Here is a 23,947-nt window from a genome sequence, read left to right as displayed (position 1 = left end):
ACCCACGAGCCACTTTTATCTATGCGACCTCATCCAATTCCCAACCTTGAGCAAGCAAAGCCGAAACTCTATCCTCGATTTCAGAGAACCCGCTGCCGCCTGGCCCCCAGAGCGACCAATGTATCCCAATTCGCAGAGACAGCTCAGCAAACTGTCTATTCACAATGAATTCCACAGGGGCATTCGAGGTAATATCCAGAGGCCCGCACACCCATCTATGACCATCGCGCACCACAGTTGGATGATCAACTAGCCAAGCTCGGTCCTGAACAGTCATCGACCCGTTGTCATTGAGTTTGCATCCGAATGGCAGTCGCGCCATCGACGACGTAACCCATATCGAATCACAACAAGTTGTCATACCAGAGCCGTCGTCAGCAATTGCATCAAGTACGAATCGAGAGATATCTGGGCTAGCCATTTGGTTGGATATGAACACTTTCTCATCGATCCAGATCGGAGAGATATTCATATCACAACCTGGTTCGGCGGCTCGAAGTGTTCTTTTAGGATACCGTGGTTCCACGCCCAGGATAGGCAGATCATTTTCACGATCCCAATAGACCGAAGAAATCTCAATCGTCAACGGGCGACAAAATCCTGCCGAGAATCTATGTAAAGCCTCGAGTGCGATCCTTGCCACATCGGACTCGCGATCGACATCCTCAATCCCGCGCCTCAAAACTAGGACATATCCTGGAGACTCCAAGATATGTGGATGCGCTTCCGGTATAAGATCTCTATTGATCATCTTATTCGGCTCCATTCGTTCCCAATTCGGATCATTTCGGTCAACACGGCACCACTGTCTGCGTCTATAAAAGTTACCCTGTCGAGAAGGTTGACATTTGGAGTTCCATTCAAGTTGAAAAGGGCTTCGTCGAAGAGATTTCCTTCTCGGACGATTTCTCCACCCGGCTTCCGTTGAACCCACCGTCCATCTGAGTATCTAGTCTTGGTCCCCCTTTTGGTAGACTTTGTACCCGTCTTTACCCTACCGTAGATGCTTACGTCTCGCGGCCTGGGCATGGGTGCGCCGACAGCATCGCGCTGCATGACCTTGTCGAGACCATGGCGTACGCCAGTCGTTAGGTTGTCGTAGCTCTCCATTCCCCCCTTTAGCGAGGTCACCTCCACCGTCCGCACTACCATTCCATCGCCGGTCATGAGAGCCATGTCAAATTCCTTGTATCGCCCCTGCCCTCCTGGTCTAATAGGCGCACCCTCCTCTAGTGCAACACGCACTTCCGTGCCGGGATATCGATCAAGCAGTCGACGTGCTTCACGAATTTCGTAAAGAGCTTCAGAGAATTCGAAGTCGGCCTTAGCTGCGTGAAATCCCACCCATTCATCCAAATTTTGAACACGGACAGCGACGCCGCCGAGAATACCCTCGGCCTTCTCCAATCGAGTTGATGGAAGCACTCGAAAATCGTCCGACAGACTTCCGATATTCGGGAATCTCAGTTCGCCAAAGCTCGATAACTCACTATACCTCGGTGGCTGAGTTATCATTTCGAAGTTGGGCGCCTTAACCTGCGAAAACTCACCGAGCTGCGTCATTGCTTTTTCTGGCTCCCACAGATGTCCCCATTGGTATTCAAACCATGGTTCTTGCAATGCAATTCTGGTTTCGGCAGCCGTTTTTGTGCTGATGTTGCCGAGGCTTCGGGCAAGGCGGGCGGCGGCGGATGCTCCCTTGGCGGCCCAGCTGATTCCTGTGGGAGCAAGGAGGAGGGATGCCTCTAGCGCGTAACTCATGGCTAGTTCGGTGGCGGTGCGCGCTTCGCCTGGATCGGTTGCCCAGTGAAGTCCGGTGGCGTCTTCGAACAAGATGCCGCCGCTATCTACTTTGTAGAGTTTTGCGTTCACGCCAGGCGGGGCGTGGATCTCGGTGTATGCGTGGAGGAGACCGGCTCGGTCGGGCGTTCGGATACCGGCAGTAGGAACCTCCAAGAGGGACTCGGCGCCGAAACGTGGTTTGCTGGGGTCTCTCTCATTTTCGAAAATGGAGGGGTTTCTTGCCGCGTCGTATGGAGGCACTTGGACGTCGCCTTTGCTGTCGACGCGGAGGAAGCGACCCCCTACCTGTATCACGGGTCCGCCGTCACGATCGGTGATTCGCCCGTCGGGATGGATGCTGAATTCGAATGGTTTGCCGCGTTCGAATTCGTCGTCAGCGGTCGTGATCACACGCTCCACACCGCCTGCGCTGATGAGGCTGTAGGAGAGGATGTTGCCCTCACCGTCGGCGGTTACTTTGACCATAGCCTTTTGGTCAAAGGTGAGTTGGCCGAGTATTTCCAGCCGCCGAAATGCGGCTTCGAACGCCGGGGTTTTCACGAAATGCGGAGTGTTCTCGGTGTTGAACTTGTAAAGTCGGGCTACTTCCCGAGCAAGGGCCTGGCCGAGAACTGCACGCTGGACGAATTCGGACTTCTCCCCGTTCGCGCCCTTCGTCCAGCCCGAGATGATCGAGCCGTCGGAGCCAACCACCGTATCGGCTATCTGTTTACCGGCGCGGTAGTCGTAGATCTTTTCGTGAGTGTTCTCGCCTTCTTTCGTTTCGACAATCTGCCGTTTGTTGGCGTAGTCGAAACCTGTTCGCCCTTCCGGAGTGATGTCGTACTGGATTCCTTTGTCTATTTCCCATCCGTAGCCCTTGTTGTTGACCTGCTTGACGAACGTGCTCTCGATGCCACCTTTGCCATCGGGTTTTGCTGCGGAAACGGTCAGGTTGTTGTCGTTGTCGTAGTGGTAGTTGTCGTACATGCCGTACTTGTTGGGGACGGCGATGTCGTAGCCGACCAGGGCACCGCTCTCGTCGTGGGACGGAGTGATGATCCTGGTGCGATCCGGGGTACGAGTCATCTCGAGATCTGGTCGCCCCGAGGTCGAACTCCCGCGTTTGAAATCCTGGGAGTACACCAGAGCGCCAGGGTGTTCGACGCTCTCGTAGTAGGCGGAGCCGTCTGCGTTCAGAGTCCAACGTTGGTAGCCATCGCGCCCATTGGCCACCACCCGCATCCGAGTGACACCGCCGTTGGCATCGGTGATTTCCTGGTCGACGCTCTGGTTGCCGTTCCCGAACGGTATGCGGTAGTGCACCGTCCGGTCGCCGATGACCTCGTCCCACTCGTCGCCCTCCGACCGGCCAGTGGTATCGGGCATCGGGAATGGATCGCGTGGCGTGGCACCTGGCGACTGGTTGTCACCGGGCCGGGCTGGGACAGCAGGGGTCGGTTGGGCCGGCACCGCAGGCACGGATGGTGTTGACGGGCCATTTTGAGGCAGGGCGGATTGCGGCGGCCGCGGCGCAAGCGCACTATTGTTCGGATTCGGAACTGTGCTGGGCTGCGCAGGCCGATTCCCGAAATCATCCATCGGAGCAAATGCCTGCGGGTCGACAATTTCCTTCGCCTGCGGCAGCACCATCGGTGCCGACGGCAGCGCATCCCCGACAACATCATTGATCAGCTGCGCTTGCGGCACCGACGGCGCCGATAACATCCGCGCATCCGTCACTGGGGTTTGAGCCACGTAGCCGTTCGACTGGATCTCAGTTCGTGCCACCGCGTCCAGATCATCACGGGCATAGATCCGTTCGAGCATCCGCGTCGCCGACTGCTCATTCATCCGCTCGTAGGTGTGAACCTTGCCGCCGAGATCCCCACCGGACAACTCAGCGGCCCGCTGGCGCGCAAGCGTAGCCACAAGGCTGTCGGTCATTGCCTCCCACTGGCGGGTACGTTCAGGTGTCTCCACAGGATCGGGCATTTTCGGAAACAACCAGGAGTAGTCACGTTCCGCCACAACAACACCTCACACACATCAGAAATCGGAACAAATGTTTCGGAAAAGAACGCGCGATCCCGCGCGTGAGACGGCACCATCGACAAGCGCTGTCAGCGCAATCCGTCACCGCAGCACAAACTGCTTATCGGTCAGGTTCCGCCCCGCCGCCCCGGCAGTGAACGCGATAGACACGAACAGGTTTCGGTTACCACCCACCCGATATCGCCGCAGACAAGATCTGATCCGGCATATCGCGGAGCAACTCCCCCAGAAATGCGAGAGGCCTCGATCCGCTCACCGGATCGAGGCCTCCGCAGTCAACAACCGGAGTTGTTGGGAGAGATAGGAAGTACGCACGCACGCGAAGAAAGCGCAGCTGTGGCAGTCCAAAAAGCTTCACCTAAGAGGGGCCAGCTGTCAAGCCCCCAGTTCGACACTGCCGGAAAGACGCAGCTAGCGCCCAGTTCAGATAGGTTGGTACGAGTAGTTGAGTGTCGTCTGATTGCAGTTGCCGTGCCCGTGATGTCGCCAGGTGGCCTACTCGCCGATCGACTCGACATCGGCGTTGACCGCGTCAATACCTGAGCCTAACGTTTGGGTCGCCAATTGAGCTGAAATGGCCTGAACTGCAACGAAACACACTGAACGCAGAGTTGACCTGGGGAAACGGATGGGTTCAAATCCCCTATCCTCCGCCACGGCAAACGCCCCTGATCGAGTCATAACGACTGATCAGGGGCGTTTTTCGTTTCGGTCAGCGCGCGCCAGGCCGGGTGCCGGATCCATCAATTGACCTGTGTACGTTGGGAATCCGTCTGATACTTGGAGGATCGGCTTCGCGACCGGCTCCGGAGGAATCATGACCGAGATCGTTCCCGCCCCAGCAGTCGACACCATCTACTTCGGCGGGGAGATCGTCACCGTCGACGACGCGCGGCCCAGTGCGGAGGCGGTCGCTGTGCGGGGAGGCCGGATCGCGGCGGTCGGGGATCTGGCCGATGTGCTGGCGCAGGCCGGTGCCGATACGCGGCTGGTGAACCTGCGTGGCCGAACGCTGCTGCCCGGGTTCGTCGACGCGCACAGTCATCTGTCGCTGATCGGATTCCAGGCGGGCGCGGCGAATCTGCTGCCCGCGCCCGACGGTGCGGTCGGCGACCTTGCCGCGCTCGGCGCCGCGCTGACGGCGTGGACCGAGACCGAGACCGGGCAGACCTGGCAATGGATCATCGGATTCGGTTATGACGACGCCCAATTGGCTGGGCGGGCGCATCCGACTCGTGACGATCTGGACGCGGTGTCGGTGGATCGGCCGGTACTGGTGATCCACCAGTCCAGTCACCTGGGGGCCGTCAACAGCAAAGGCCTCGAGTTGCTCGGTTACCACGAGGGGACCGAAGATCCCCCGGGTGGGGTGATCCGGCGCAGGCCCGGCAGCCGGGAGCCCAACGGCGTACTCGAGGAGACCGCCTTCTTCGCCGCGTGGGGAGCATCGGCGAAGGATTTCGACGCAGCGGAGCGGCGCAGGTTGCTCGGCCTCGGCCAGCAGGCGATGGCCGCGTTCGGTTTCACCACCGCGCAGGACGGGCGAGTGAGCTCGACGACGGATCTTGACGCGCTGCATTCGGCAGCGGAGGAGGGACTGTTCTACATCGACGTTGTCGCCTACCCGGACAGCTCGCTCGCCGCGAAGCTCGGGGAAGTGTCGGTGCCGCAATACCATGGACGGCTGCGGGTCGGTGGGCTGAAGCTCGGCCTCGACGGGTCGCCACAAGGGCGTACCGCCTGGCTCACTCAGCCGTATCTGACACCCCCGGACGGGACGGACCCGCAGTACCGGGGGTATCCGGCGATGACCGACAACACGGTGCTGGATGTGGTCGCCGACGCGTACAGCCGAGGGTGGCAGGTCCTGGCGCATGTCAACGGCGATGCCGCCCTTGATCAGTTCATCGCCGCGATACGCCACGCGACCACCCGTTATCGGCCCGTCGATCCGCGGCCGGTGGCGATCCACGCGCAAACCGCGCGGGAGGATCAGCTCGATGCCATGCGGGAGTTAGGCGTTATCCCGTCGTTCTTCTCCATGCACACCTTCTACTGGGGCGACTGGTACCGGGAAGTTGTGCTCGGCGAACGGCGCGCGGCGCGGATCTCGCCTGCCGCGTCCGCGTTGCGGCGAGGGCTGCGCTACACCTCGCACCATGATGCGCCGGTGGCACTGCCCAGCTCTATCGCGGTGCTGGCCAGCCAGGTCACCCGGGTCACCCGCAGCGGGCATGTGCTGGGCGAGGAGCAACGGGTTTCGGCGCTGGACGCGATCAAGGCGACGACGCTGCACGCCGCTCACCAGTATTTCGAGGAGGCGACCAAAGGCTCGATCGCGGTGGGAAAGCTGGCCGACTTCGTTGTGCTGAGCCACAATCCGCTCACGGTCGCGCCGGAAGAGATCAAGAACATCCAGGTGCTGGAGACCATCAAGGAGGGGCGGACCATCTATCCGGCGCAGGTGTAGCCGCCGTCGGGCTGTGGCCAGGCAACGGCGGACCCGATTCCTATGCGACCACGATCGTCGGTTCGTGACCTACCGGGAAATTCACCGAGTTCGCGATGAAGCAGCGCTTGTGGGCTTCGGCGTGCACGCGTTCCGCGATCTCGATCATGCTCGGTTCGGTGATGGTGACGCGTGGGCGCAGGGTGACGTGCTGGAAGCGCACGTCGTCCATGACGCCGACGGCGTCGTCGCGATACTCGGTGACCACGACGCCCGCCTCGACGCACAGGTGCAGGTACCAGAGCATGTGGCAGTCGGACAGTGCCGCGACCAGCAGCTGTTCCGGATTCCAGCGGGTGCGGTCGCCGCGGCCGACAACGGGATCCGCGCTCGCCAGAATCGGCGGGCGGCCGTCGGTCAGCAGGTCGTGATTGCGGGAGTAGTCGCGATATCCGGTGGTCGCGCCCGACCAGGTGACCGAGATCTCGTACACATGTTCAGCCATTCGCCGACCATCCCACATTTCCGGGACGCGGGCCACGGGGGCGAATCACAAAGGCATCGTGTGCCTAGCGGGGCATGAGGACGCTCGCCACCGAATAGGCGACGCCGAGACAGATGGCGCAGGCGGCGAAGGCCGCTGGGTAACCGGCGCTCAGGGCGATCGCGCTGAGCGCCGCCAGGCCTACCGCGCCACTGGTTTGCCGAACGGTGTTGAGCACTCCTGCCGCCAGGCCGTTGCTTTCGGGCGGCACACCGTCGGTGGCACCGAGGGTGAGCGGCGTGAAAGCCGCAGCCGTACCGAACCCGAAGATCACCCCCGACATCAGTACCGCCCAGACGAACGACGCGTCGAGCGCGACGCTCACGGCGGTGCAGGTGAAACCGGCACCACCGATGGCACAGCACAGCATCGCCGCGCGACGCGGCCCCAGCCGGACCGTGAGCCACCCGGCCGTCCGAGAACCACAGATCATCGCCGCCCCTGACGGGAGGTAAGCCGCTCCGGCCAGCAATGGCGAATAGCCGTGCACGTCTTGCAGATACAGCGACAGCAGCACCGGACTGCCGAGGAAGCCGGCACCGAGCAGGAATATCACCACGTTGGCGCTGGTCACCGAGCGCAATCGGAAGATCCTCGGCGGCAGCAGCGGGTTCGCCGCCCAATACGCTTGGTGGACAGCGAAGATCGCCATCAGCACGAACCCGATCAGCAGCGCGCCGAGAACAGTTGAATCGGTCCAGCCCGCGGCCGCGGAGCGCATGATCGCCAGCACCACACCGCTGATGCCCGCGGTAGCCAGCACCGCCCCCACCGCGTCCAGTCGCTGCCGCTCGCACCCGGCGTCGTGCGGTGGCAGCACTCGCCGCGCGCCGATCATTCCGGCCACGCCCAGCGGCGCGATGACGAAGAACACCCAGCGCCACCCCGCGAGCTGCATGAGCAACCCACCGAGCACCGGCCCGCACGCGGCACCGGCCGCGCCCACCGCGCTCCAGGTAGCCAGCGCCCTGGCCCTGGCCGCGGGCTGCACGAAGATGGCGGTCAGGATCGATAATGTCACCGGCATCAGCAGCGCACCGCCGAACCCTTGCACGGCGCGTGCGGTCAAGAGGAATCCGGGTGACTGGGCGAACCCGGCGCAGACCCGCGCCACCGTGAATATCCCCAAGCCCAGCACCATGATTCGGCGTCGGCCGAATACGTCCGCGCAACGACCGCCGAACAGGAGGCATCCCGCGAAGGTGAGGGTGTAGGCGTTGACCACCCACGGCAGCGTGGCGGGGGTGAAGCCGAGATCGGCACGCAGTGTGGGCAGCGTGACCGACACGATCGTCGCGTCCATGATCACGCAGAACGATCCGATACAGGCCAGGATCAGCACCAGGCGCTCCGGCGCCCCGGGGCCGAATGCCCTGCGGGCTACCGATGTGACGTACACGCTCATCGGCCCCACTCCTCGAACCGTGCCCGTGCGTGGAACCGCATCGCCGGGTCGCCGTATCGGACCGCGGGCGGCGCGTAGAGTGCGTCGACCGCCGCACGGAAGCCGGGGAAGAGGGCCGCGAGCCCGCGCACCTCTGCCGCGTTCGTGGGCAGGCCTGCGGCGCTGAGCAGTATCCGGACCGTTTCGGCAGACTGGTTCACGCCGCGACCCCCGCCCCCTGCGGCGGCACCTGCCGGTGCCATGGGGTGCGCTGCTGGTAAGCCTCACCGACCCGCAGGATCGCGGCCTCGCCGAACGCGGGGCCGGCGATCTGCAGCGACAGCGGTAGCCCGGTGGCGCCGAACCCCATGGGGACAGCCAGAACCGGAGTGCCGAGCCCGTTCCAATACGGCGTGTTGATCATGCCGAACACGCCGGCGTCGTCCTGGTGTCCGGCGTCGTCCACCAGTTCGTCGAAGCCGGGTGCGACGACGCCCGCTGTGGGACCGACGATCACGTCGAACCGATCGAACACGCCGGCTATCGCGATCTGCGCGACCCGTCGGATGCGTTGGGCCTGAACATAATCCGCGCCGGAAACCAGCGCACCCCTGGCCAGCAGTCCGCGTGCCGCCACGAAGTAGTCGTCCCAGCGCGCGGACAGCTCGGACCGGTGATACGCGAGCCCCTCCGAGACCGCGCACACCATCGTCGCCGTGCTGGTTTCCCGCAGGTACGGCAGCGTGACGTCCTCGAGGTCGGCGCCGCAGGTCGTGAGAACCGCTGTCGCCCGGTCGAATACGCCTGACAAGCCGGGATCGGACCCGGCCGGGAAATGATCCTGCCGAGCTACGCCCACCCGCAATCCGGTGAGGTCGAGCTCCGCCCGTTCCGGAGCCATGAATCCGGCGCCGGAGCGATCGGCGTGCACAGTGTCCGGGTCGCTCGAATGCGCACCGGCGATGACCGTCAGGATCATCGCGCAATCTCTGGCGGTGCGGGCCATCGGCCCGATCCGATCCAGGCTGTAACCCAGTGGCACACAACCGGATTTCGGCACTCGCCCGAAGGTCGGCATCAGTCCGGTGACGCCGCAGAACGCGGCGGGCATGCGGATGCTGCCCGCGGTGTCCGAACCGAGACCCGCGGGGAAGAAGCCCGCCGCGATGCCGCTCGCGGTACCGGAACTCGAGCCACCGGCCCATCGGCTCGGGTCCCACGGGTTTCGCGGAATCGGGAGTGGTTTGCCGAAATCCGGCACACCACAGGCGAATTCCATCGCCGTGGTCTTTCCGACAATAACCGCGCCCGCTGCCTTCAGCCGGGCGACCACCGGCGCGTCCCGCCCCGCCGCCCAGGAACGATCGTGCACCAGGCTCTGCGCGGTGGTATCGCCGTCGGCCACTGCGATGGTGTCCTTCACCGCGATCGGAACACCATGCAGGGCACCGAGATCGCCCCCGCGCGCTCGCTCGTCATCGGCCCGTCGCGCCGCCCGCAAAGCGGCCTCGTCGAACCGGGCCAGATAGACCCCGAGCTCGGCGTCATGCCGATCAGCCAGCGCGATGGCCGACTCGACGAGCGCGACACTGGTCGTTCGGCCCGCACGCAATGCATTGGCGATGTCGACTATGGAATTCAGCCGATCCGGCACTGTCCCACCTCCAGGTTGACCAACAAAGCTAAGGCTTACCTTGCCTGTTCAACCCGAGTTGAGGTCAACTGGAGAAATGCAGCAACTGACGCCGATCGCCACCGTTGTGCGGCATTTCGGCATCCCCCTGTCCACCCTGCACTACTGGGAACGCCGGAACCTGCTCACCGCGCATCGCCGTGGCGGCCGCCGCTGCTACGACGCCGACCAGCTCTACCGCATCGCCCTGATCAAGCAGTGGCAGACCACCGGCATGATGAGCCTCGACGAAATCGCCACCCTGCTCACCGCGACACGATCCGAGTCCTGGCACGCCACGGTCACCGCCCACATCACCGACATCGGCAACCGCGTCACCGAACTCGAAACAGCCCGCCGCTACCTGGATTACCTGCTCACCTGCACCCACACACAGCTCGAGCAGTGCCCGAACTACCGCGCAACGGTCACGCTGCCGAAGCCGGACTGATTCGCGATGTTTCCGGAGTCAGCCGACGACGAACGGCTGCGTTCCCGTGGTCGCCAGGACCGCGTTCACCGGCGGGCCCTGGATCAGGTTCACGGTCGCGGTGCCGTTGGCTCCGGCCGAAATGGGCAGTATGTTGCCTGGCGACCAAGCGAAGCCCTGCCAATTGTGGAGTGTGCCGTCACAGGCCACGATGACCGGACTTGCCAGTTGCAGTCCTGGCGTCCCGCTCGCGTTGGCACTGCCGCCGATCAGCGTGTACATCGTGCCGTTGAAGGTGACGGCGGCCTCGCCGCCGCCCCAGCAGGTGGCATTTCCGTACACCGTCACCGTCCCGAGGCTCCAGCCGAGCCGGGAGCCGAATGCCACCGTCGCGGGCGGATCGGCCGAGACCGGCCCCGCCAGGCTCGCGACCGTGGCGACCGCGATCGCCACCAGGGCGATTCGAGTTCTCTTGCACATCACGATCCGCCTCCTTCGGTTTACACCTTTTCGGCAGCCTTATGAAGATCGTATTCCCGGCACTCGAGCCGCAAAACACCCGACTACCTGCGACAACTGCGAACCGTCGGCATTTCGGAATCGGCAACGACGTCAACGTCTTTGGACGGTGACGGACTATTCGGCAGGCAGTTGCGGTATGCGCCAGCGGGTTCGCTCCAGTACCACCGCCGACGACAAGCCGACCAGCATGGCGAGCGCAATGAACAGCTGAGGGTCGAGACCCAGGACCTTCCCGCCGTCGTGCTTGAACTCCGGATCCTTGGCCGCCGTTCCCGGAAACAGCAGGGCGCCCCACATGCCGAGCCAGGTCACCGAGCCGAGTGCCGCCGAGAGATAGAACTGAGCGCGCGGATCACCCTTTCTGCGCGCGAGGATGCGCAGCCCGATCGCGCCGATCATCGCACCCATCCCGATGTACTGCGCATCGTGAAACTTCGCGTGCGGCGGCCAATTCGGGTTGTGCAGATGCTGTTTCGCGACCTCGGGAATGACCATGTCGGCAAGCAGCGGCCCGACAACGGTATTCGTCAGCACCGCACCGACCAGCACTCGCGGCAGTGTCCAGTGTCTCTTCATGGCCTTCGTCCTAACGGTCGATCAATGAACCGGAATCATATTCCGTTTTCACGGTAGACCGACCACCCGGAAGCGTCAATGACGGTGCACGATCCTGTGACACCGCGAACAGCGCTCTGAGGCAACCCGATTGGACGCGGATCGCCGGACCGGGCGCCAAAAGTCCTGCGTCGCAACCGACTCGACTCAGGACTGCGGCCAGAGCACCGGATCCTGTGGGCACAAGCTTGCCGAGCGGGTAGTCGGAACCGGTCCGGCCCCGGGCTCGAATCGCCACTGCGAGATCGGGCCCGCCGCCTGCCAGCGATCGGAAACCACCTGGTACATCTGCTCGCTGCCGTCGACGAGCTGAGTGCCGACGCAGTAGTCGTTGTATTCGGTGCCCGGTTGGATGGCACCGGGGCTGAACCTGCCTGCCGGATTCGCAGCGGCACCAGGATTCGCGACTGTGCTCGGTGCGTCGACGGACGCGCCGCGACGCCAGCGTGCCCCGCCCTGGTCCGTCGCACAGGTGAAGGCCCAGCCGCCCGCCACGACCGTCGCGCCCTGCGGATGACTCGCGCCTGCCCACAGGCAGTCGGCGGTGGGTGCGGCGTTCGCGGTGCCGACCGCCGCGGCGAGCGGGCTGATCACCACGGCCGCGGCGATCGAGCCCGCGAGCCAGCGGCGTGCGATGCCGGTGGCACGCAGGCGGTGCCGCCCGCGTGGCATGTCGTGATCGAGTGCGTCGGCTTCGGTGTTGAGCATGGCTCGACGGTAGAAATCCGCACTGCCACACCGCATCCCGCCATAGCGCCATTCGTGGGAGTACCGCGGTGCTAGGGGTCGCCCCCCATACCCCGGCTCAGGGTTTGACCTTGTCGCTACGTCAATGTTTAGTGTCGTGCGACATGACCATCACCGTTCTCGACTCCTACTCGGCCATGAAGAACATCCTGCGAGCACCGCAGGCCGATCGAGCAGGCCTGCTCGGCACGATGCTCGAACAGGTCAGGGGCATGTACCGCTACGCACCCGGCGAGGTCGATCTCATCGGCATGCATCACCAGTCCGCCGGCTTCCCGCTCGACCGCGACGAGCAGCGCTGTCTCGAGGCGCTGGAGACAATGGCCGCGGCCGGGGTGTGGGACCGGATGCAGCGCGCGCTCGACGAGGCGCACGAGGTGCTGGTAGCGGCGAATCCGGGGCTGGTCGCACCGGATATCACCGTGCTGCTCGTGCTCGGCGACCCTGGCGATGCCAACTTCATGGAGACCTCGCTCGGGGTGAACGGTTTCGGCGGGATCTCGGGCTACATCGTGATCACGCTGTGGCCCTACCCCGAGAACCTGGAGCACGTGGAGTCGACCGCCGTCCATGAGCTCAACCACAACCTGCGCTACAGCCCGGGCGGGGTGGTGTGGAATCCGATGACCGTCACGGTCGGCGAACACGTGGTCGGCGAGGGCCTGGCGGACGCGTTCGCCCGCCAGCTCTACGGCGATAAGCTCGGCTACACCCGGATCGGCGAACCGCACCTGCGCGACGACGCGGTCTTCGCCAAGCTGGCAACCGGCTTCGCGGTGACCGGCATGCAGAACTTCACGGCCTGGGTACACGGCGATGCCATCGCGGAACATTTCGGCGTCACCCCGGTGGGATTGCCGACCGGAGCCGGATACGCCGTTGGCAACCGACTGGTCGACCGCTACCTGGCCGCGACGGGGCAGACCGCCGCACAGGCCGTGCATGCCGACAGTGCGGAGATCATCGCCACCGCACTGCGCGACTTCAACTGAGCACGACTTCAACTGAGCACGACGACAACCGAGGGAGGTGGGTCGATGGAGTGGATGATCAACGAGCTGGCCGCGCGGGCGGGCATCACGAGCCGCACCCTGCGCCACTACGACCGCATCGGACTCCTGGCCCCCTCCCGCATCGGCGCGAACGGCTACCGCTACTACGGCCCGAAGGCGGTCGCCCGGTTGCAGCGCATCCTGCTGATGCGCCGCATGGGTGTCGGCCTGCCGACCATCGCCGAGATCCTGGCCGACGAGGTGGACGAGCACGAGGCACTCCGCGCACACATCGCCGAGCTCCAGCACGAACGAGACCGGATCGATCGGCAGCTGGCGGCAGTGCGGCACACGCTCGACGCCGCACTGGCCGGTTTCGAGCCGTCCATCGACGTGATGCTCGAGGGTTTCAACGACGGCCACAAGGACGAGGTGATCGAACGCTGGGGTGAACAGGCATTCCAGGCGAGCAACGACTGGTGGCATGCCAAGACCCTCGAGCAGCAGCGAGCATGGAAACAAGCCGCCGACGACCTCGTCGCCGCATGGATCGCCGCATGGCGGGACGGGATGTCTCCGGCCTCGCCCGCCGCGCAGGCACTGGCCGAACGACATGTCCAGTCGCTCAGCGAAGTTCCCGGCACCCCGACGGCCGAGGGTGACCGCGACCGCGCCATCGCGATGGTGTGCGGGATCGGCGACATGTACGTCGACGACCCCCGCTTCACCGCCACCTACCACGGCACCGAGTGCGCGAGCTTCGTCCGGGACGCACTGCACGAGTACGCGCGAACACAGATGTAGCGCAATCAGCCTCTGGCCCAGATTCTTTCGAGCTCCGGCCCGAGGTCGGCGCCGATCTCGTGTTCGGCCTTCACCGAACGGGTGAGGAGTTTGCGTGCGCTGCGGAACGGCAGCCGGTCGAGGCTCCAGCCCCACAGGCGCCTGCTCACCAGCTCGAAGGCATGGCCGCTGATCGCGGCGACGACCGCGCCGCCGATCGCGCCCGGCGGCCCGGCGACGAGCAGGCCGGTCATCGCGCCGAGGCCGGCGGCGAGCGCACTCGGCAGTACCTCGACCACGACGGGGCGGACCAGTTCCAATCGTTCACGCGGTGACCCGAGTTCGGTCGCGACACCGTTGGCGGCCCTGGTGAGCGCGCGCCTGGCCCGTTCGGAACGATCGGCGTCCTCGGCGGCGAGCTCGTCGCGCAATCGCCGATAGCGTTGCACCGCACGGGAATCGCGTAGCTCCCTCGCCCGGCGCAGCAGCTCGTCCGGCCCGCCGCGATCGTTGGCCATGGTGTCCACCAGGTACGGGAGAAACGATGGCGTCCACGGGAATACGTCGCTGCGCCAGCCAGGCCCCGCCTCGCGGACGCGGCGGGCGAGTTCGCGGTAGATCGCGGCCTCCGACACCGCGAGCGGGTTCGGCACCCCGATGCCCATCCCGCCGATCAGCCTGCTGCGCTGCGGCGAGACGATATGTGGCGCGCCGGTCTGCTGCGCGTAGCCGGTGAAGACGAGCTGGCCGAGCAGGAAGCGGGCCAATTCCTTGTCCCGCTCGCCGAGCACGCGGTCTTCCAGATATTCGAGCGACGGCTGCCACTGATACCGCGTGCCGTGCAGCTCACGCACCACCTCGTCGCCGACCGTGAGCGGAAGCAGCGGCCAGTTGCACATCCGATCCGAGAGCTGTTGCAGTGCAGCGGCTTTCACCAGCCGGTACTGCGCGTGGGAGACCTCGACATGCACGAGGGTGTGGTCGCCCTCGGTGTTCAGCACCGCGCCGAGCCGGTCACGGTGCACCGTCTCCTCGATATCGAAGACGTCGGGATAGTTGAACGCCGCCAGTTGATCGTGCAGCACGATCTGGTCGAAGAAGGTCACCAGCGCGCCGAGATCCGCCGCGATCACCGGCCAGCGTTCGGGCCCGGCCGGGCTGCCCTCCAGGAAGAACTGGCCCAGCCGGTAGACGAGCGGATCGACCACCCCGTCGAGGCCGTGCCGCGCCAGACCTCCCCAATCCTCGGCGGTATCGATGTGGATGTCGTACCGCGCCGCCGGGGAGGCGTTCACCTCTTCGAGAATAGTTGTCCGGCATACACTCTCGGCGAACGAACGGGATGCCGTCGGACACGATGTGATGCACACTGCATAACCGATGTCTCAGACGGGCTCCCACGCCCCTGACCGGCATATACTTCCCCACTCAGTGGAAGGGGTCCGTGGTGGCGGTGCACAGCGACGAGTTCTTTCGGATCCTCGGCGCCCTGGTCGACGTGAAGCAGACGAAGGGCGATACCTACACGACCTACTTCGTGCGCGGTAAGCGGTTCGGCTACTACTGGCCACGCACGCAGACCGTCGGCCTGAAGCAGACGCTATCCGAACAGCTCGCACTGATCGCCGAACGCCCCTCGGTGTTCGAGGCGCAGTTCACCGCGGGCGGTTTCGGCTGGGTCGTCGTCTCCCTCGACGGTATCGAGGCCGACGAACTGGCCGAGCTGGTCTTCGAAGCCTGGCGCCTCTCCGCCCCCGAACAACTCCTCGCCGAAGTCCCCGACTGGTCACCGAACGCCTGAAACAGCGAAACGGCCGGGTCGGAGACTGTTTTGGTCTCCGACCCGGCCGCTGTTCCCCCGGGTTTTGCCTGGATCAGCTGCAGCGCCAGTGGCGGCCGCCGGACAGCGAGCTGGTCTGCCTGCAGTAGTAGTAACGGATCTCGTCGGCGGTCTGCGGCGCACCGATCTCGGTGCCCTCCTGGATCTGTGTCGGCTGCGGCTGCGAAGCCTCCTCCAGCGGCAGGCCACCCTGCGCGAAGGCGGGCGCCGGTGCGAGCACCGCTACCGCCGCGGCGCCGATGAGCACGAGACCTGCGCGACGAATCGAAAACTTCATGTTCATGTTCCTTCGTTGACCGAGCTACTCCCCCGATGGAAGTTCGTGAGATGAATACTGGCAGAGCGATCTTGGCGTTCGCCTCTCAAATTCTTAACAACGCGACAACATCGAGGTCACGGCGTTAACGCCGACCCGATCCCGTGCAATGCGGTGCGCAGCAGCTCGGTGTAGCGGTCCAGATCGGGCAGCGCGGCGGCGTCCGCGTGCACCGAAACGGTGACCGTATCGCCGATTCCGTGCACGCCGTGGGTCAGCCGCATCACCGAGCCGATGGCGGGGAATCCCGCGGTGAATCGGACGCGCCCACCGCCGAAGGTGAGGTCAGCGGGCCCGCGATGGACGCTGGAGACAACCGTATGTCCGGCAATGGATTCCGGCACGGTATCGATCGGATAGTGGTCGACGTCGCGGCGCAGCAGCGGCGCGGGCGTGACGGCGGTGACCCGGTCCTGCGCGGCAAGCAGTGGATGCCTGGCCCGAATACCGCGCTGTACCAACGCCTCGGCGATCCGGGCGGCGCGCGCCCGCAGATCGGGTTCGCCGACGTGCAGGTCTATACCGAGGCTGCGGTAATTGTTGTGCGCCGCGATGGCGTTGCCAGGCAAGGCCATCGGCACCTGGGCGCCGAGCCGGTCGACACGCTCGCCGTGCTCCTCCAAGTAGCTGGTCAGCGCTACCGATACCGCGGTGAGCACCACGACGGTCACCGTCCGGCCCGGCGCCCGCAGCCGGTCCGCTGAACAGACGATCATCCGAATCCGATGCCCCGAAACGCCTTTCGCTGTCACGCCGTTCACCATGGTCGGCGGGAAGCCGGGCCCCGGTGCGGGCAGCGCTCCGGTGGCGGTGAGCGCGGCCAGCTCCTGTTGTGCTCGATAGGCGTCGAACCCACGCAGTGCGGTCTTGGCCAGCTGTACCGGAATTCGCACCAAGGCGTCGACCAGCGCAGGATCCACCGGTCCGCGCCGCGCGGCCGCGGCCATCAGGCGGCTACCGGATCGGCATGCGAGACCGCCGAATTCGGTCGTCCGGCGCAGCAGCTCCGAAAGTCCCGGCAGACCGAAATCGGCGAGTGGCCCGAGATCGCGCACCGAATCCGCCACCGACGCCGGGGCTGGATGGGCGCGCGGAGCCGAATCGGTCAGCGCCGCCGGATCGGCGAACAAGGCTCTGGCGATTGCCGCGCCCCGCCGCCCGTCGGCCAGCGCGTGCGACATCTGCAGGACCGCGACCAACGCCGAGTCACCCTCGATCCCCGGCACACCGGATATCCCACGGAAGACGTGCAACCGCCACGGCCGCACCGCCGCGTCGACACCGGTGCCGGCCAGCTCGCCGAGCGCCGCCGACAGCCCGGCCCAATCCGGCTGGGCGAGCCGATGTTCCACGAATTGCCCGGGCGCGGACTCGCAGCGCACCCACGACGGATATCCGAGATCCCCCGGCACCGCGCGCAGCCGCACTCGCAGATCGGGGATGGCGGCGCTGCGCTCGGCGACGAATTGGCGCAGCCGCACAGTCGGGAGCCCGGTGTCGGTGAAGCAGTACAGCAGGAAGAGATCGTTGCGAGTCCGGCCGGACAGCCAATAGATCGTCGCGTCCTGCGGTGCCACCGTCCTCACCCCTGCGACGATATCGGCACATGTACTCGCTGGCAGCACGGGTGCGGACACCGTACGAAAGATCTTGTTCCGCACGGGGTTCGGCAAACCCATCGATTACCGCCGCAGCCCCTGCTACCTTCTGTAGTAGAACAAGTACCTCTCACCCAGGGGCGGGGTGTCGGCGATGGCAACACAACTCGGTCGCGCGGTCGGTGCGCAGGCCAACGGCTTCGACGAGCGCTATGTCGCCGCGGCTTTCTTGAAACGGTCCATCAACAAGGTCTTTCCGACGCACTGGTCGTTCCTGCTCGGCGAGATCGCGCTGTACAGCTTCATCGTGCTGCTACTTTCCGGCACCTACTTGACGCTGTTCTTCGATCCCTCGATGACCGAGGTCGTCTACAACGGCGCCTACCAGCCGCTGCGCGGTGTCACGATGACCCGAGCGTACGAGACGTCGCTCAATCTGTCCTTCGAGGTGCGCGGCGGCCTGTTCGTCCGCCAGATCCACCATTGGGCGGCACTGCTTTTCGCGGCGTCGATCATCGTGCACCTGTTCCGCGTCTTCTTCACCGGCGCCTTCCGCAAACCGCGCGAGGCGAACTGGGTGATCGGCGCGCTGCTGCTGATCCTGGCGATGTTCGAGGGCTACTTCGGCTATTCGCTGCCCGACGATCTGCTCTCCGGCACCGGGCTGCGCGCGGCCTTCTCGTCCATCACCCTCGGCATGCCGGTGATCGGCACCTGGCTGCACTGGCTGATGTTCGGCGGCGACTATCCGGGCAACATCATCATCCCACGCCTGTTCATCGCGCATGTGCTGCTGTTCCCCGGCATCATGCTCGCGCTGATCGCCGCGCATATCGCGCTCGTCTGGTACCAGAAGCACACGCAATATCCGGGACCGGGACGCACCGAGAAGAACGTCATCGGCACCCGTATCGTGCCGGTGTTCTCGCTGGATCAGGGTTCCTTCTTCGCATTCACCCTCGGCATCCTCGCGATACTCGGCGGCCTGTTCCAGATCAACCCGATCTGGGCCTTCGGTCCCTACAACCCGGCCGAGGTGTCGGCGGGCACCCAGCCGGACTTCTACATGATGTGGACCGACGGCATGATGCGCCTCATCCCGCCGTGGGAGCTGTACCTGGGCCGCTACACCGTGCCCGCGCCCGTCTGGGGTGCGCTGATCATGGGCTTGGTGTTCACCATGCTGATCACCTATCCGTGGATCGAACGCAGGCTGACCCGCGACACCGTGGCGCACAACCTGCTGCAGCGGCCGCGAGATGTGCCGGTGCGCACCGCGATCGGCGCGATGGCGATCACGTTCTACGTGGTGCTGACGCTGTCCTGTGTGAACGACATCATCGCCTACAAGTTCGACGTCTCGCTCAACGCGACCACCTGGGTCGGCCGGATCGGGATTCTGCTGCTGCCGCCGCTGGCCTATTTCGCCGCGTACCGCATGTGTCTCGGGCTGCAGCGCGGCGACCGCGCGGTGCTCGAGCACGGTGTGGAGACCGGGGTGGTGCGCAGGCTGCCGCACGGTGAGTACATCGAGCTGCATCAGCCACTCGGTCCGGTCGACGAGCACGGCCATCCGATTCCGCTGGCCTATCAGGGCGCACCGGTACCGAAGAAGATGAGCAAACTCGGCTCGGCGGGCAAACCAGGCACCGGCAGCTTCCTGCGCGCCGATCCGTGGCAGGAGTCGCAGACCAATCTGGCCACCGAGCACGAGGAGGAGCGCAAGCAGCTCGCGGTGCTGCGCTCCTACCAAGAGCAGAGTGCGGAGCAGGCACGGAGCAACGGGTCGACACATCAATAGACCGCAGCATCAATAAACGGCACCGACGGAATACGTCGGTGCCGCGGTGCGATCGTGCAGACTTCGAACTCCGCGAAGGCCCCGAGCCGATCGACCCGGGGCCCGCACTGCCTGGTTCAGGCGCGAGAGGGCTCAGGCGCGCCGGAACTCCCCTTCGGTGACCCCATTTAGGAATGCGTCCCACTCGCCCGGAGTGAACGCCAACACCGGGCCGATTCCGTTGTCCTTGGTGTCGCGGACCCCGACATTGCCATCGACGAGAAAAGCGACTTCAACACAGTTCCCGTCCGGGCCACTGTGGCTGCTCTTTCGCCACACCGCACCGGTCGAATCAACTTTCACGGCACTAGCTCCTTTGCTGCGTCGAGAACGAGATTTCTTCTGGCATCGTTCTAACTAGCACCGGCACCCGACGTGGCACGTCGAATACCGCGGTGCGCCTGGTAGAAGCGCGCAACTCTCACGGGTGCATCGTGATCGCACTGCATCGGGGCGAATTAACCCCTCGGGGTTGTCCCCGCGATAACCCTAGCAGGTTCGACGAAAGTTTGCTCGGCTCTTGTCTATTCAACAATCGCAGCTGCCAACATTGCGAAGATGAAATGTTGCGGAGACATTGCCGGTTGTCAGCATTCTTTCCAGATGGCGATATACCGCCCCAACTTCGACCGTTGTGATTACTCCGTGATCGGTCCAAAGTTCTTAGCGAAGGCTCACTTTCACGAGCGGGCACCGCGCTGGCCGTGGATGATGGGAGACATGGTCGAACGTGCTCGCGACGAGTCAGGACGCGCCCGTAATGCCCGCCCACGTGACAGATTCGGGCGGCCATTGCCACCGGGCAGCGCAGGCGTCGAGCGAATTCCCGATGATCTGGACCTACCACCCCAGCAAACTCTGACCTTCGCCCAGCAACTGCTGGATGACGGTCTGGCATTCAACGCGCACGAGGTTTTAGAGGCCGCGTGGAAGAACGGGCCGTTCGCCGAGCGGATGCTGTGGCAAGCGCTGGCGCAGTTGGCGGTCGGGATCACGCACATCCAGCGCGGCAATCCCAAGGGGGCGCGGACACTGCTGACACGTGCGGCGACCCGATTGTCCGGTTATGCGCCGGGGGGCGAAGTGCCCTATGAAATCGATCGTGCTGGATTGATCGTGTACGCGGAAATGCTGCTCGCCGCACTGGACGCGGGCGAGACCGTACCGGCCGAGCGATTACGGCCTCGGCTGCGGGCATAACATGGCCGGCGTGGATCGAACCGGCACAACCGACCAGTTCGGCGCGGGCCGGTACGCGCCGAGCCCGTCCGGCGACCTGCACCTGGGAAATCTGCGCACGGCGCTGCTCGCCTGGCTGTTCGCCCGCGCCAGCGGCAGGCGCTTCCTGCTGCGCGTCGACGATCTGGATCGGGTCCGCCCCGGCGCCGAGGAGCGCCAGCTCGCCGACCTGGCCGCGATCGGTCTCGACTGGGACGGGCCGGTGCTCAGGCAATCGGACCGGCTGCCGTACTACAACGCGGCGATCGAACGGCTCACCGCCGCCGGGCGCACCTATGAATGCTTCTGCACCAGAAGGGAAATCCAGCAGTCCGCGACGGCGCCGCACGGACCGATGGGCGCCTACCCCGGCACCTGCCGCACACTGAGCGCCGAGGCACGCGCACGTCATCTCGCCGACGGCAGGCCTGCCGCGCTGCGGCTGCGCGCCGATATCACCGAATTCGAGATCGTCGACCAGCTGCACGGGCGCTACCGCGGACCCGTCGACGATGTGGTGCTGCGCCGCGGCGACGGCATCCCCGCCTACAACCTCGCGGTGGTGGTCGACGATGCGGCACAGGGTGTCGACCAGGTGGTGCGCGGCGACGATCTGCTGCCGTCGACCCCGCGCCAGGCCTATCTCGCGTCGCTGCTCGACCTGCCGGTACCGCACTACGCGCATGTGCCACTGGTATTGAACGGAGCGGGCGTGCGGCTGGCCAAGCGCGACGGCGCGGTGACCCTCGCCGACCGGGTCGCGCTGGGCAACACGCCCGAGCAGATCGTCGCGGCGCTGGCGCGTTCGCTCGGTTACACCGGTACGACGCCCGCCGAGCTACTCGGGCATTTCGACAGCGCCGATCTGCCGAAAGAACCGTGGATACTCGATGAGAATGGGTTGTTGCAACCCAACCTATGTCCGTAACGTACGCAAGCGACCCGATCGACTGATCACTGGACGAGGACTAAAACATGACGAGCGGTGGGTACGACCCCAACCAGTATCCGCAGGGCGGGCAGCAGCCGTATGGGCAGCAGTACCCGCAAGGCGGTCAACAGTTTCCGCAGGGCGGCCAACAGGGCGGCCAGCAGTACGGACAGCCGCAGCAGCCGTACGGACAGCAGCCCCCGCAGTATGGACAGCAGCCCCAGTACGGGCAGCCGCAGCAGCCCTACGGCCAGCAGCCGCAGTACGGACAGCCGCAGGATGCGTACGGCCAGCCGCAGCAGCCCTATGGCCAGCAGTACGGACAGCCGCCGGGCTTCGGCGGACAGGGCGGCGGCCAGCCCGCCGATCTGGTGAACCGTTTCCTCGCCCGGCTCATCGATATCTTCGTCGCGGGCATCCCGGCGATCATCATCTACTGGATCTTCTCGGGCGTCATCGGCGGCCTCGCAGGCTCGATCCTCGGCGGCGTCATTTTCTGGGGCCTGGTCACCGCGTACTTCGTGGTGACGGAAATCCAGATGGGCGCGTCGGTCGGCAAGAAGCTGCTGAAGATCCGCGTCGTGCCGCCGGGCGGCGCGGCCAAGATCGACCCGAAGACGTCGCTGATGCGCAACCTGTTCATCCCGCTGAACATCATTCCGTGCCTCGGCTTCCTCGCCTCGGTCGGCATCATGATCTACATCGCCGTCACCATCGAGCAGGACCCGAACAAGCAGGGCTGGCACGACAAGCTGGCCGGCGGCACCCAGGTCGTCAAGGACAACTGACGCGGATCTCCGGACAACGTCAAGGGGGCGCTCCCGAACGGGAGCGCCCCCTTGACGTTTCGATGTACTACGTGGACGACGACGCGGCGCTGATCAGCACGAGGATGAACCACAGCACGACGAGGCCGACGATGACGGCGCCGACCCAGATGCCCGACAGCGCGAGACCGCGGCCCTCCTGGCCGTTCTGCTTGATCTGATTCAGCGCGACGACCCCGAGGATGATCCCGACGATCGAGGAGATTCCGCAGGTGACCAGCCCGAGCAGCGAAGCGACCAGCGAACCGATCGCCATGCCGTTGGTACCGAGCTGCTGCGGATACCCGTACGGCTGATACGGCGCCTGGTACTGGTAGTTCGACGGCTGATACGGCTGCGGCTGCGACTGATAGGGCTGGCCGTACTGCTGCTGCGGCTGGGGTTGCGGGGTCAGCGGCTGCGCGGGCTGCTGCGGATACTGCGGCGCCGAGGAGTATCCGGACGGATCGGCGTTCGGGTACTGCGGGACCGAGCCCGGCGTCCCCGATTCCGGCGACACGCCCTGACCGCCGTACTGCTTCCACCATTCGTCGGAATCGCCGGGATTCGTCATTGCTACAGCCTATTCCACAACCTGGTTGGATGAAGCGCGTGAGTGAGTCGAATAAACACGAAGAACACGAAGAGCCTGGGCGCCCCGCGCCTGAGCATGCGGCGTTCGCCCAAGCCGCGCGGGGGTACTACACACCGGTCGTCGCGCTGTTCACCGCGACGCTGATCATCTCGAATATCTGCGCCACCAAGGGCGTCGAGTACTTCGGCGATCACCAGGTGTCGCTCGGACCATTGCAGATCCTGCCGATCACCACCGACGGCGCCTGGTTCCTCTTCCCGCTGGCCTACATCCTCGGCGATGTGCTCAGCGAGGTGTACGGCTTCCGCGCCGCCCGCCGCGCCATCTACTACGGCTTCGGCGCACTGCTGGTGATGGTGGCGTGCTTCGCCATCGCGGTCGGCCTGCCCGCCGCCTCCTTCTACGAGAACCAGGACGCCTTCCGCGCCGTCCTCGGGACGACGCCGCAGCTGGTGATCGCCGGTCTCGCCGGCTATTTCGTCGGGCAGCTGCTGAATTCCGCGACGCTGGTGCTGATCAAGGAACGCACCAAGGAAAAGCATCTGTGGGCCAGGCTGATCGGCTCGACGGTGGTCGGCGAATTCGGCGACACCCTCATCTTCTGCTCGATCGCGGCCACCGCCATCGGCATCGACAGCTGGGCCAGCTTCATCAACTACGTGATCATCGGCTTCCTGTGGAAGACACTCGCCGAGGTCATCGTGCTGCCCATCACCTACCGGGTGATCGCGCTGCTCAAGAAGCACGAGCCGAGCTACGCCCCGAGAGAACTCGAGGCATTGCGCGCCTGAGCTGCGCGATCGCACGCACCAGCGACGACAGATTTTG

24 protein-coding genes are annotated in these 23,947 nt (G+C 64.9%); 10 read left to right on the top strand and 14 right to left on the bottom strand.

The features are described from left to right. Nucleotides 1–19: 19 nt before the first annotated feature. Nucleotides 20–751 (bottom strand): hypothetical protein, encoded by a 732-nt coding sequence (locus ACIG5A_RS14480; RefSeq protein ID WP_397240696.1) that lies wholly within the window; start codon nucleotides 749–751, stop codon nucleotides 20–22. Next, nucleotides 748–3,813 (bottom strand): hypothetical protein, encoded by a 3,066-nt coding sequence (locus ACIG5A_RS14475; RefSeq protein WP_397240695.1) that lies wholly within the window; start codon nucleotides 3,811–3,813, stop codon nucleotides 748–750. Before ACIG5A_RS14475 ends, ACIG5A_RS14480 begins: the two co-directional genes overlap by 4 nt. An 841-nt stretch (nucleotides 3,814–4,654) precedes the next feature. On the opposite strand from ACIG5A_RS14475, the gene ACIG5A_RS14470 reads away from it, so the two are divergent. Next, on the top strand, nucleotides 4,655–6,307 hold the full coding sequence (locus tag ACIG5A_RS14470; RefSeq protein ID WP_397240694.1) for an amidohydrolase: 1,653 nt from the start codon (nucleotides 4,655–4,657) through the stop codon (nucleotides 6,305–6,307). Between the two features lie 40 nt (nucleotides 6,308–6,347). Here ACIG5A_RS14470 and ACIG5A_RS14465 read toward each other — a convergent pair whose 3' ends face one another. The 4 genes from ACIG5A_RS14465 to ACIG5A_RS14450 form a co-directional block, all read right to left on the bottom strand. Continuing rightward, nucleotides 6,348–6,791, bottom strand: a complete 444-nt coding sequence (locus ACIG5A_RS14465) for an OsmC family protein (RefSeq protein WP_397240693.1) — start codon at nucleotides 6,789–6,791, stop codon at nucleotides 6,348–6,350. 64 nt (nucleotides 6,792–6,855) lie between these two features. Further along, on the bottom strand, nucleotides 6,856–8,235 hold the full coding sequence (locus ACIG5A_RS14460) for a DHA2 family efflux MFS transporter permease subunit (RefSeq protein WP_397240692.1): 1,380 nt from the start codon (nucleotides 8,233–8,235) through the stop codon (nucleotides 6,856–6,858). Further along, nucleotides 8,232–8,435 (bottom strand): hypothetical protein, encoded by a 204-nt coding sequence (locus ACIG5A_RS14455; RefSeq protein ID WP_397240691.1) that lies wholly within the window; start codon nucleotides 8,433–8,435, stop codon nucleotides 8,232–8,234. The genes ACIG5A_RS14460 and ACIG5A_RS14455 overlap by 4 nt, the downstream gene beginning before the upstream one ends. Further along, nucleotides 8,432–9,868, bottom strand: a complete 1,437-nt coding sequence (locus ACIG5A_RS14450; protein WP_397240690.1) for an amidase — start codon at nucleotides 9,866–9,868, stop codon at nucleotides 8,432–8,434. Before ACIG5A_RS14450 ends, ACIG5A_RS14455 begins: the two co-directional genes overlap by 4 nt. 76 nt (nucleotides 9,869–9,944) lie before the next feature. Between ACIG5A_RS14450 and ACIG5A_RS14445 the strand changes: the two genes are divergently transcribed. After that, on the top strand, nucleotides 9,945–10,337 hold the full coding sequence (locus ACIG5A_RS14445; protein ID WP_397240689.1) for a MerR family transcriptional regulator: 393 nt from the start codon (nucleotides 9,945–9,947) through the stop codon (nucleotides 10,335–10,337). A gap of 18 nt (nucleotides 10,338–10,355) precedes the next feature. Here the strand turns inward: ACIG5A_RS14445 and ACIG5A_RS14440 are convergent, their stop codons facing one another. The 3 genes from ACIG5A_RS14440 to ACIG5A_RS14430 all read right to left on the bottom strand — a co-directional run bounded on the left by ACIG5A_RS14440 (nucleotide 10,356) and on the right by ACIG5A_RS14430 (nucleotide 12,161). Further along, nucleotides 10,356–10,799: a hypothetical protein gene (locus ACIG5A_RS14440; protein WP_397240688.1), complete on the bottom strand. Its 444-nt coding sequence runs from the start codon at nucleotides 10,797–10,799 to the stop codon at nucleotides 10,356–10,358. Between the two features lie 153 nt (nucleotides 10,800–10,952). Then, nucleotides 10,953–11,414 carry a DUF6640 family protein gene (locus ACIG5A_RS14435; RefSeq protein WP_397240687.1) on the bottom strand — a complete coding sequence of 154 codons (462 nt, stop codon included), beginning with the start codon at nucleotides 11,412–11,414 and terminating at the stop codon, nucleotides 10,953–10,955. Between the two features lie 186 nt (nucleotides 11,415–11,600). Further along, complete coding sequence (locus tag ACIG5A_RS14430) at nucleotides 11,601–12,161, bottom strand: hypothetical protein (protein ID WP_397240686.1); 561 nt, start codon at nucleotides 12,159–12,161, stop codon at nucleotides 11,601–11,603. Between the two features lie 143 nt (nucleotides 12,162–12,304). On the opposite strand from ACIG5A_RS14430, the gene ACIG5A_RS14425 reads away from it, so the two are divergent. Together ACIG5A_RS14425 and ACIG5A_RS14420 are read left to right on the top strand one after the other, a co-directional pair. Continuing rightward, nucleotides 12,305–13,192 (top strand): DUF2268 domain-containing protein, encoded by an 888-nt coding sequence (locus ACIG5A_RS14425; protein ID WP_397240685.1) that lies wholly within the window; start codon nucleotides 12,305–12,307, stop codon nucleotides 13,190–13,192. A gap of 45 nt (nucleotides 13,193–13,237) precedes the next feature. Beyond that, on the top strand, nucleotides 13,238–13,996 hold the full coding sequence (locus ACIG5A_RS14420) for a MerR family transcriptional regulator (RefSeq protein ID WP_397240684.1): 759 nt from the start codon (nucleotides 13,238–13,240) through the stop codon (nucleotides 13,994–13,996). A gap of 5 nt (nucleotides 13,997–14,001) precedes the next feature. Here ACIG5A_RS14420 and ACIG5A_RS14415 read toward each other — a convergent pair whose 3' ends face one another. Beyond that, entirely contained in the window at nucleotides 14,002–15,270 is a 1,269-nt protein-coding gene (locus ACIG5A_RS14415) for a hypothetical protein (RefSeq protein WP_397240683.1), read from the bottom strand. A 152-nt stretch (nucleotides 15,271–15,422) separates the two neighbouring features. Here ACIG5A_RS14415 and ACIG5A_RS14410 point away from each other — a divergent pair, with 152 nt between their 5' ends. Then, nucleotides 15,423–15,776, top strand: coding sequence for an MmcQ/YjbR family DNA-binding protein (locus ACIG5A_RS14410; protein ID WP_397240682.1), 354 nt, complete (start codon nucleotides 15,423–15,425; stop codon nucleotides 15,774–15,776). 73 nt (nucleotides 15,777–15,849) lie between these two features. On the opposite strand, the gene ACIG5A_RS14405 is transcribed toward ACIG5A_RS14410, so the two are convergent. Together ACIG5A_RS14405 and ACIG5A_RS14400 are read right to left on the bottom strand one after the other, a co-directional pair. Further along, entirely contained in the window at nucleotides 15,850–16,092 is a 243-nt protein-coding gene (locus tag ACIG5A_RS14405) for a hypothetical protein (protein ID WP_397240681.1), read from the bottom strand. 116 nt (nucleotides 16,093–16,208) lie between these two features. Next, the gene (locus tag ACIG5A_RS14400; protein ID WP_397240680.1) at nucleotides 16,209–17,717 is read right to left on the bottom strand and encodes a wax ester/triacylglycerol synthase domain-containing protein; all 1,509 of its coding nucleotides are present in this window, start codon (nucleotides 17,715–17,717) and stop codon (nucleotides 16,209–16,211) included. 166 nt (nucleotides 17,718–17,883) lie between these two features. On the opposite strand from ACIG5A_RS14400, the gene ACIG5A_RS14395 reads away from it, so the two are divergent. Beyond that, a complete protein-coding gene (locus ACIG5A_RS14395; RefSeq protein WP_397240679.1) occupies nucleotides 17,884–19,530 on the top strand; it encodes a cytochrome bc complex cytochrome b subunit in 1,647 nt (548 codons plus the stop codon). Between the two features lie 132 nt (nucleotides 19,531–19,662). Here ACIG5A_RS14395 and ACIG5A_RS14390 read toward each other — a convergent pair whose 3' ends face one another. After that, a complete protein-coding gene (locus ACIG5A_RS14390) occupies nucleotides 19,663–19,872 on the bottom strand; it encodes a DUF397 domain-containing protein (protein WP_397240678.1) in 210 nt (69 codons plus the stop codon). Between the two features lie 417 nt (nucleotides 19,873–20,289). Between ACIG5A_RS14390 and ACIG5A_RS14385 the strand changes: the two genes are divergently transcribed. From ACIG5A_RS14385 to ACIG5A_RS14375, 3 genes are read left to right on the top strand one after another with little or no spacing between them, the layout of a single operon-like run. After that, nucleotides 20,290–20,769, top strand: a complete 480-nt coding sequence (locus ACIG5A_RS14385) for a DUF309 domain-containing protein (protein WP_397241748.1) — start codon at nucleotides 20,290–20,292, stop codon at nucleotides 20,767–20,769. A 10-nt stretch (nucleotides 20,770–20,779) separates the two neighbouring features. Then, nucleotides 20,780–21,715, top strand: coding sequence for a tRNA glutamyl-Q(34) synthetase GluQRS (gluQRS, locus tag ACIG5A_RS14380; RefSeq protein ID WP_397240677.1), 936 nt, complete (start codon nucleotides 20,780–20,782; stop codon nucleotides 21,713–21,715). 47 nt (nucleotides 21,716–21,762) lie between these two features. Further along, nucleotides 21,763–22,506, top strand: coding sequence for an RDD family protein (locus ACIG5A_RS14375; protein ID WP_397240676.1), 744 nt, complete (start codon nucleotides 21,763–21,765; stop codon nucleotides 22,504–22,506). 67 nt (nucleotides 22,507–22,573) lie between these two features. Here the strand turns inward: ACIG5A_RS14375 and ACIG5A_RS14370 are convergent, their stop codons facing one another. Next, nucleotides 22,574–23,098 carry a DUF4190 domain-containing protein gene (locus ACIG5A_RS14370; protein WP_397240675.1) on the bottom strand — a complete coding sequence of 175 codons (525 nt, stop codon included), beginning with the start codon at nucleotides 23,096–23,098 and terminating at the stop codon, nucleotides 22,574–22,576. Nucleotides 23,099–23,127: 29 nt separating this feature from the next. On the opposite strand from ACIG5A_RS14370, the gene ACIG5A_RS14365 reads away from it, so the two are divergent. Beyond that, nucleotides 23,128–23,910: a queuosine precursor transporter gene (locus ACIG5A_RS14365; protein ID WP_397240674.1), complete on the top strand. Its 783-nt coding sequence runs from the start codon at nucleotides 23,128–23,130 to the stop codon at nucleotides 23,908–23,910. The last annotated feature ends 37 nt before the right edge of the window (nucleotides 23,911–23,947 follow it).

The sequence above is a fragment of the Nocardia sp. NPDC052566 genome (assembly GCF_044547285.1).
In the GTDB taxonomy this organism is placed as follows: domain Bacteria; phylum Actinomycetota; class Actinomycetes; order Mycobacteriales; family Mycobacteriaceae; genus Nocardia.
Note: the sequence above shows the minus strand (reverse complement) of the source record. Positions and strands in the feature narration are given on the sequence as shown.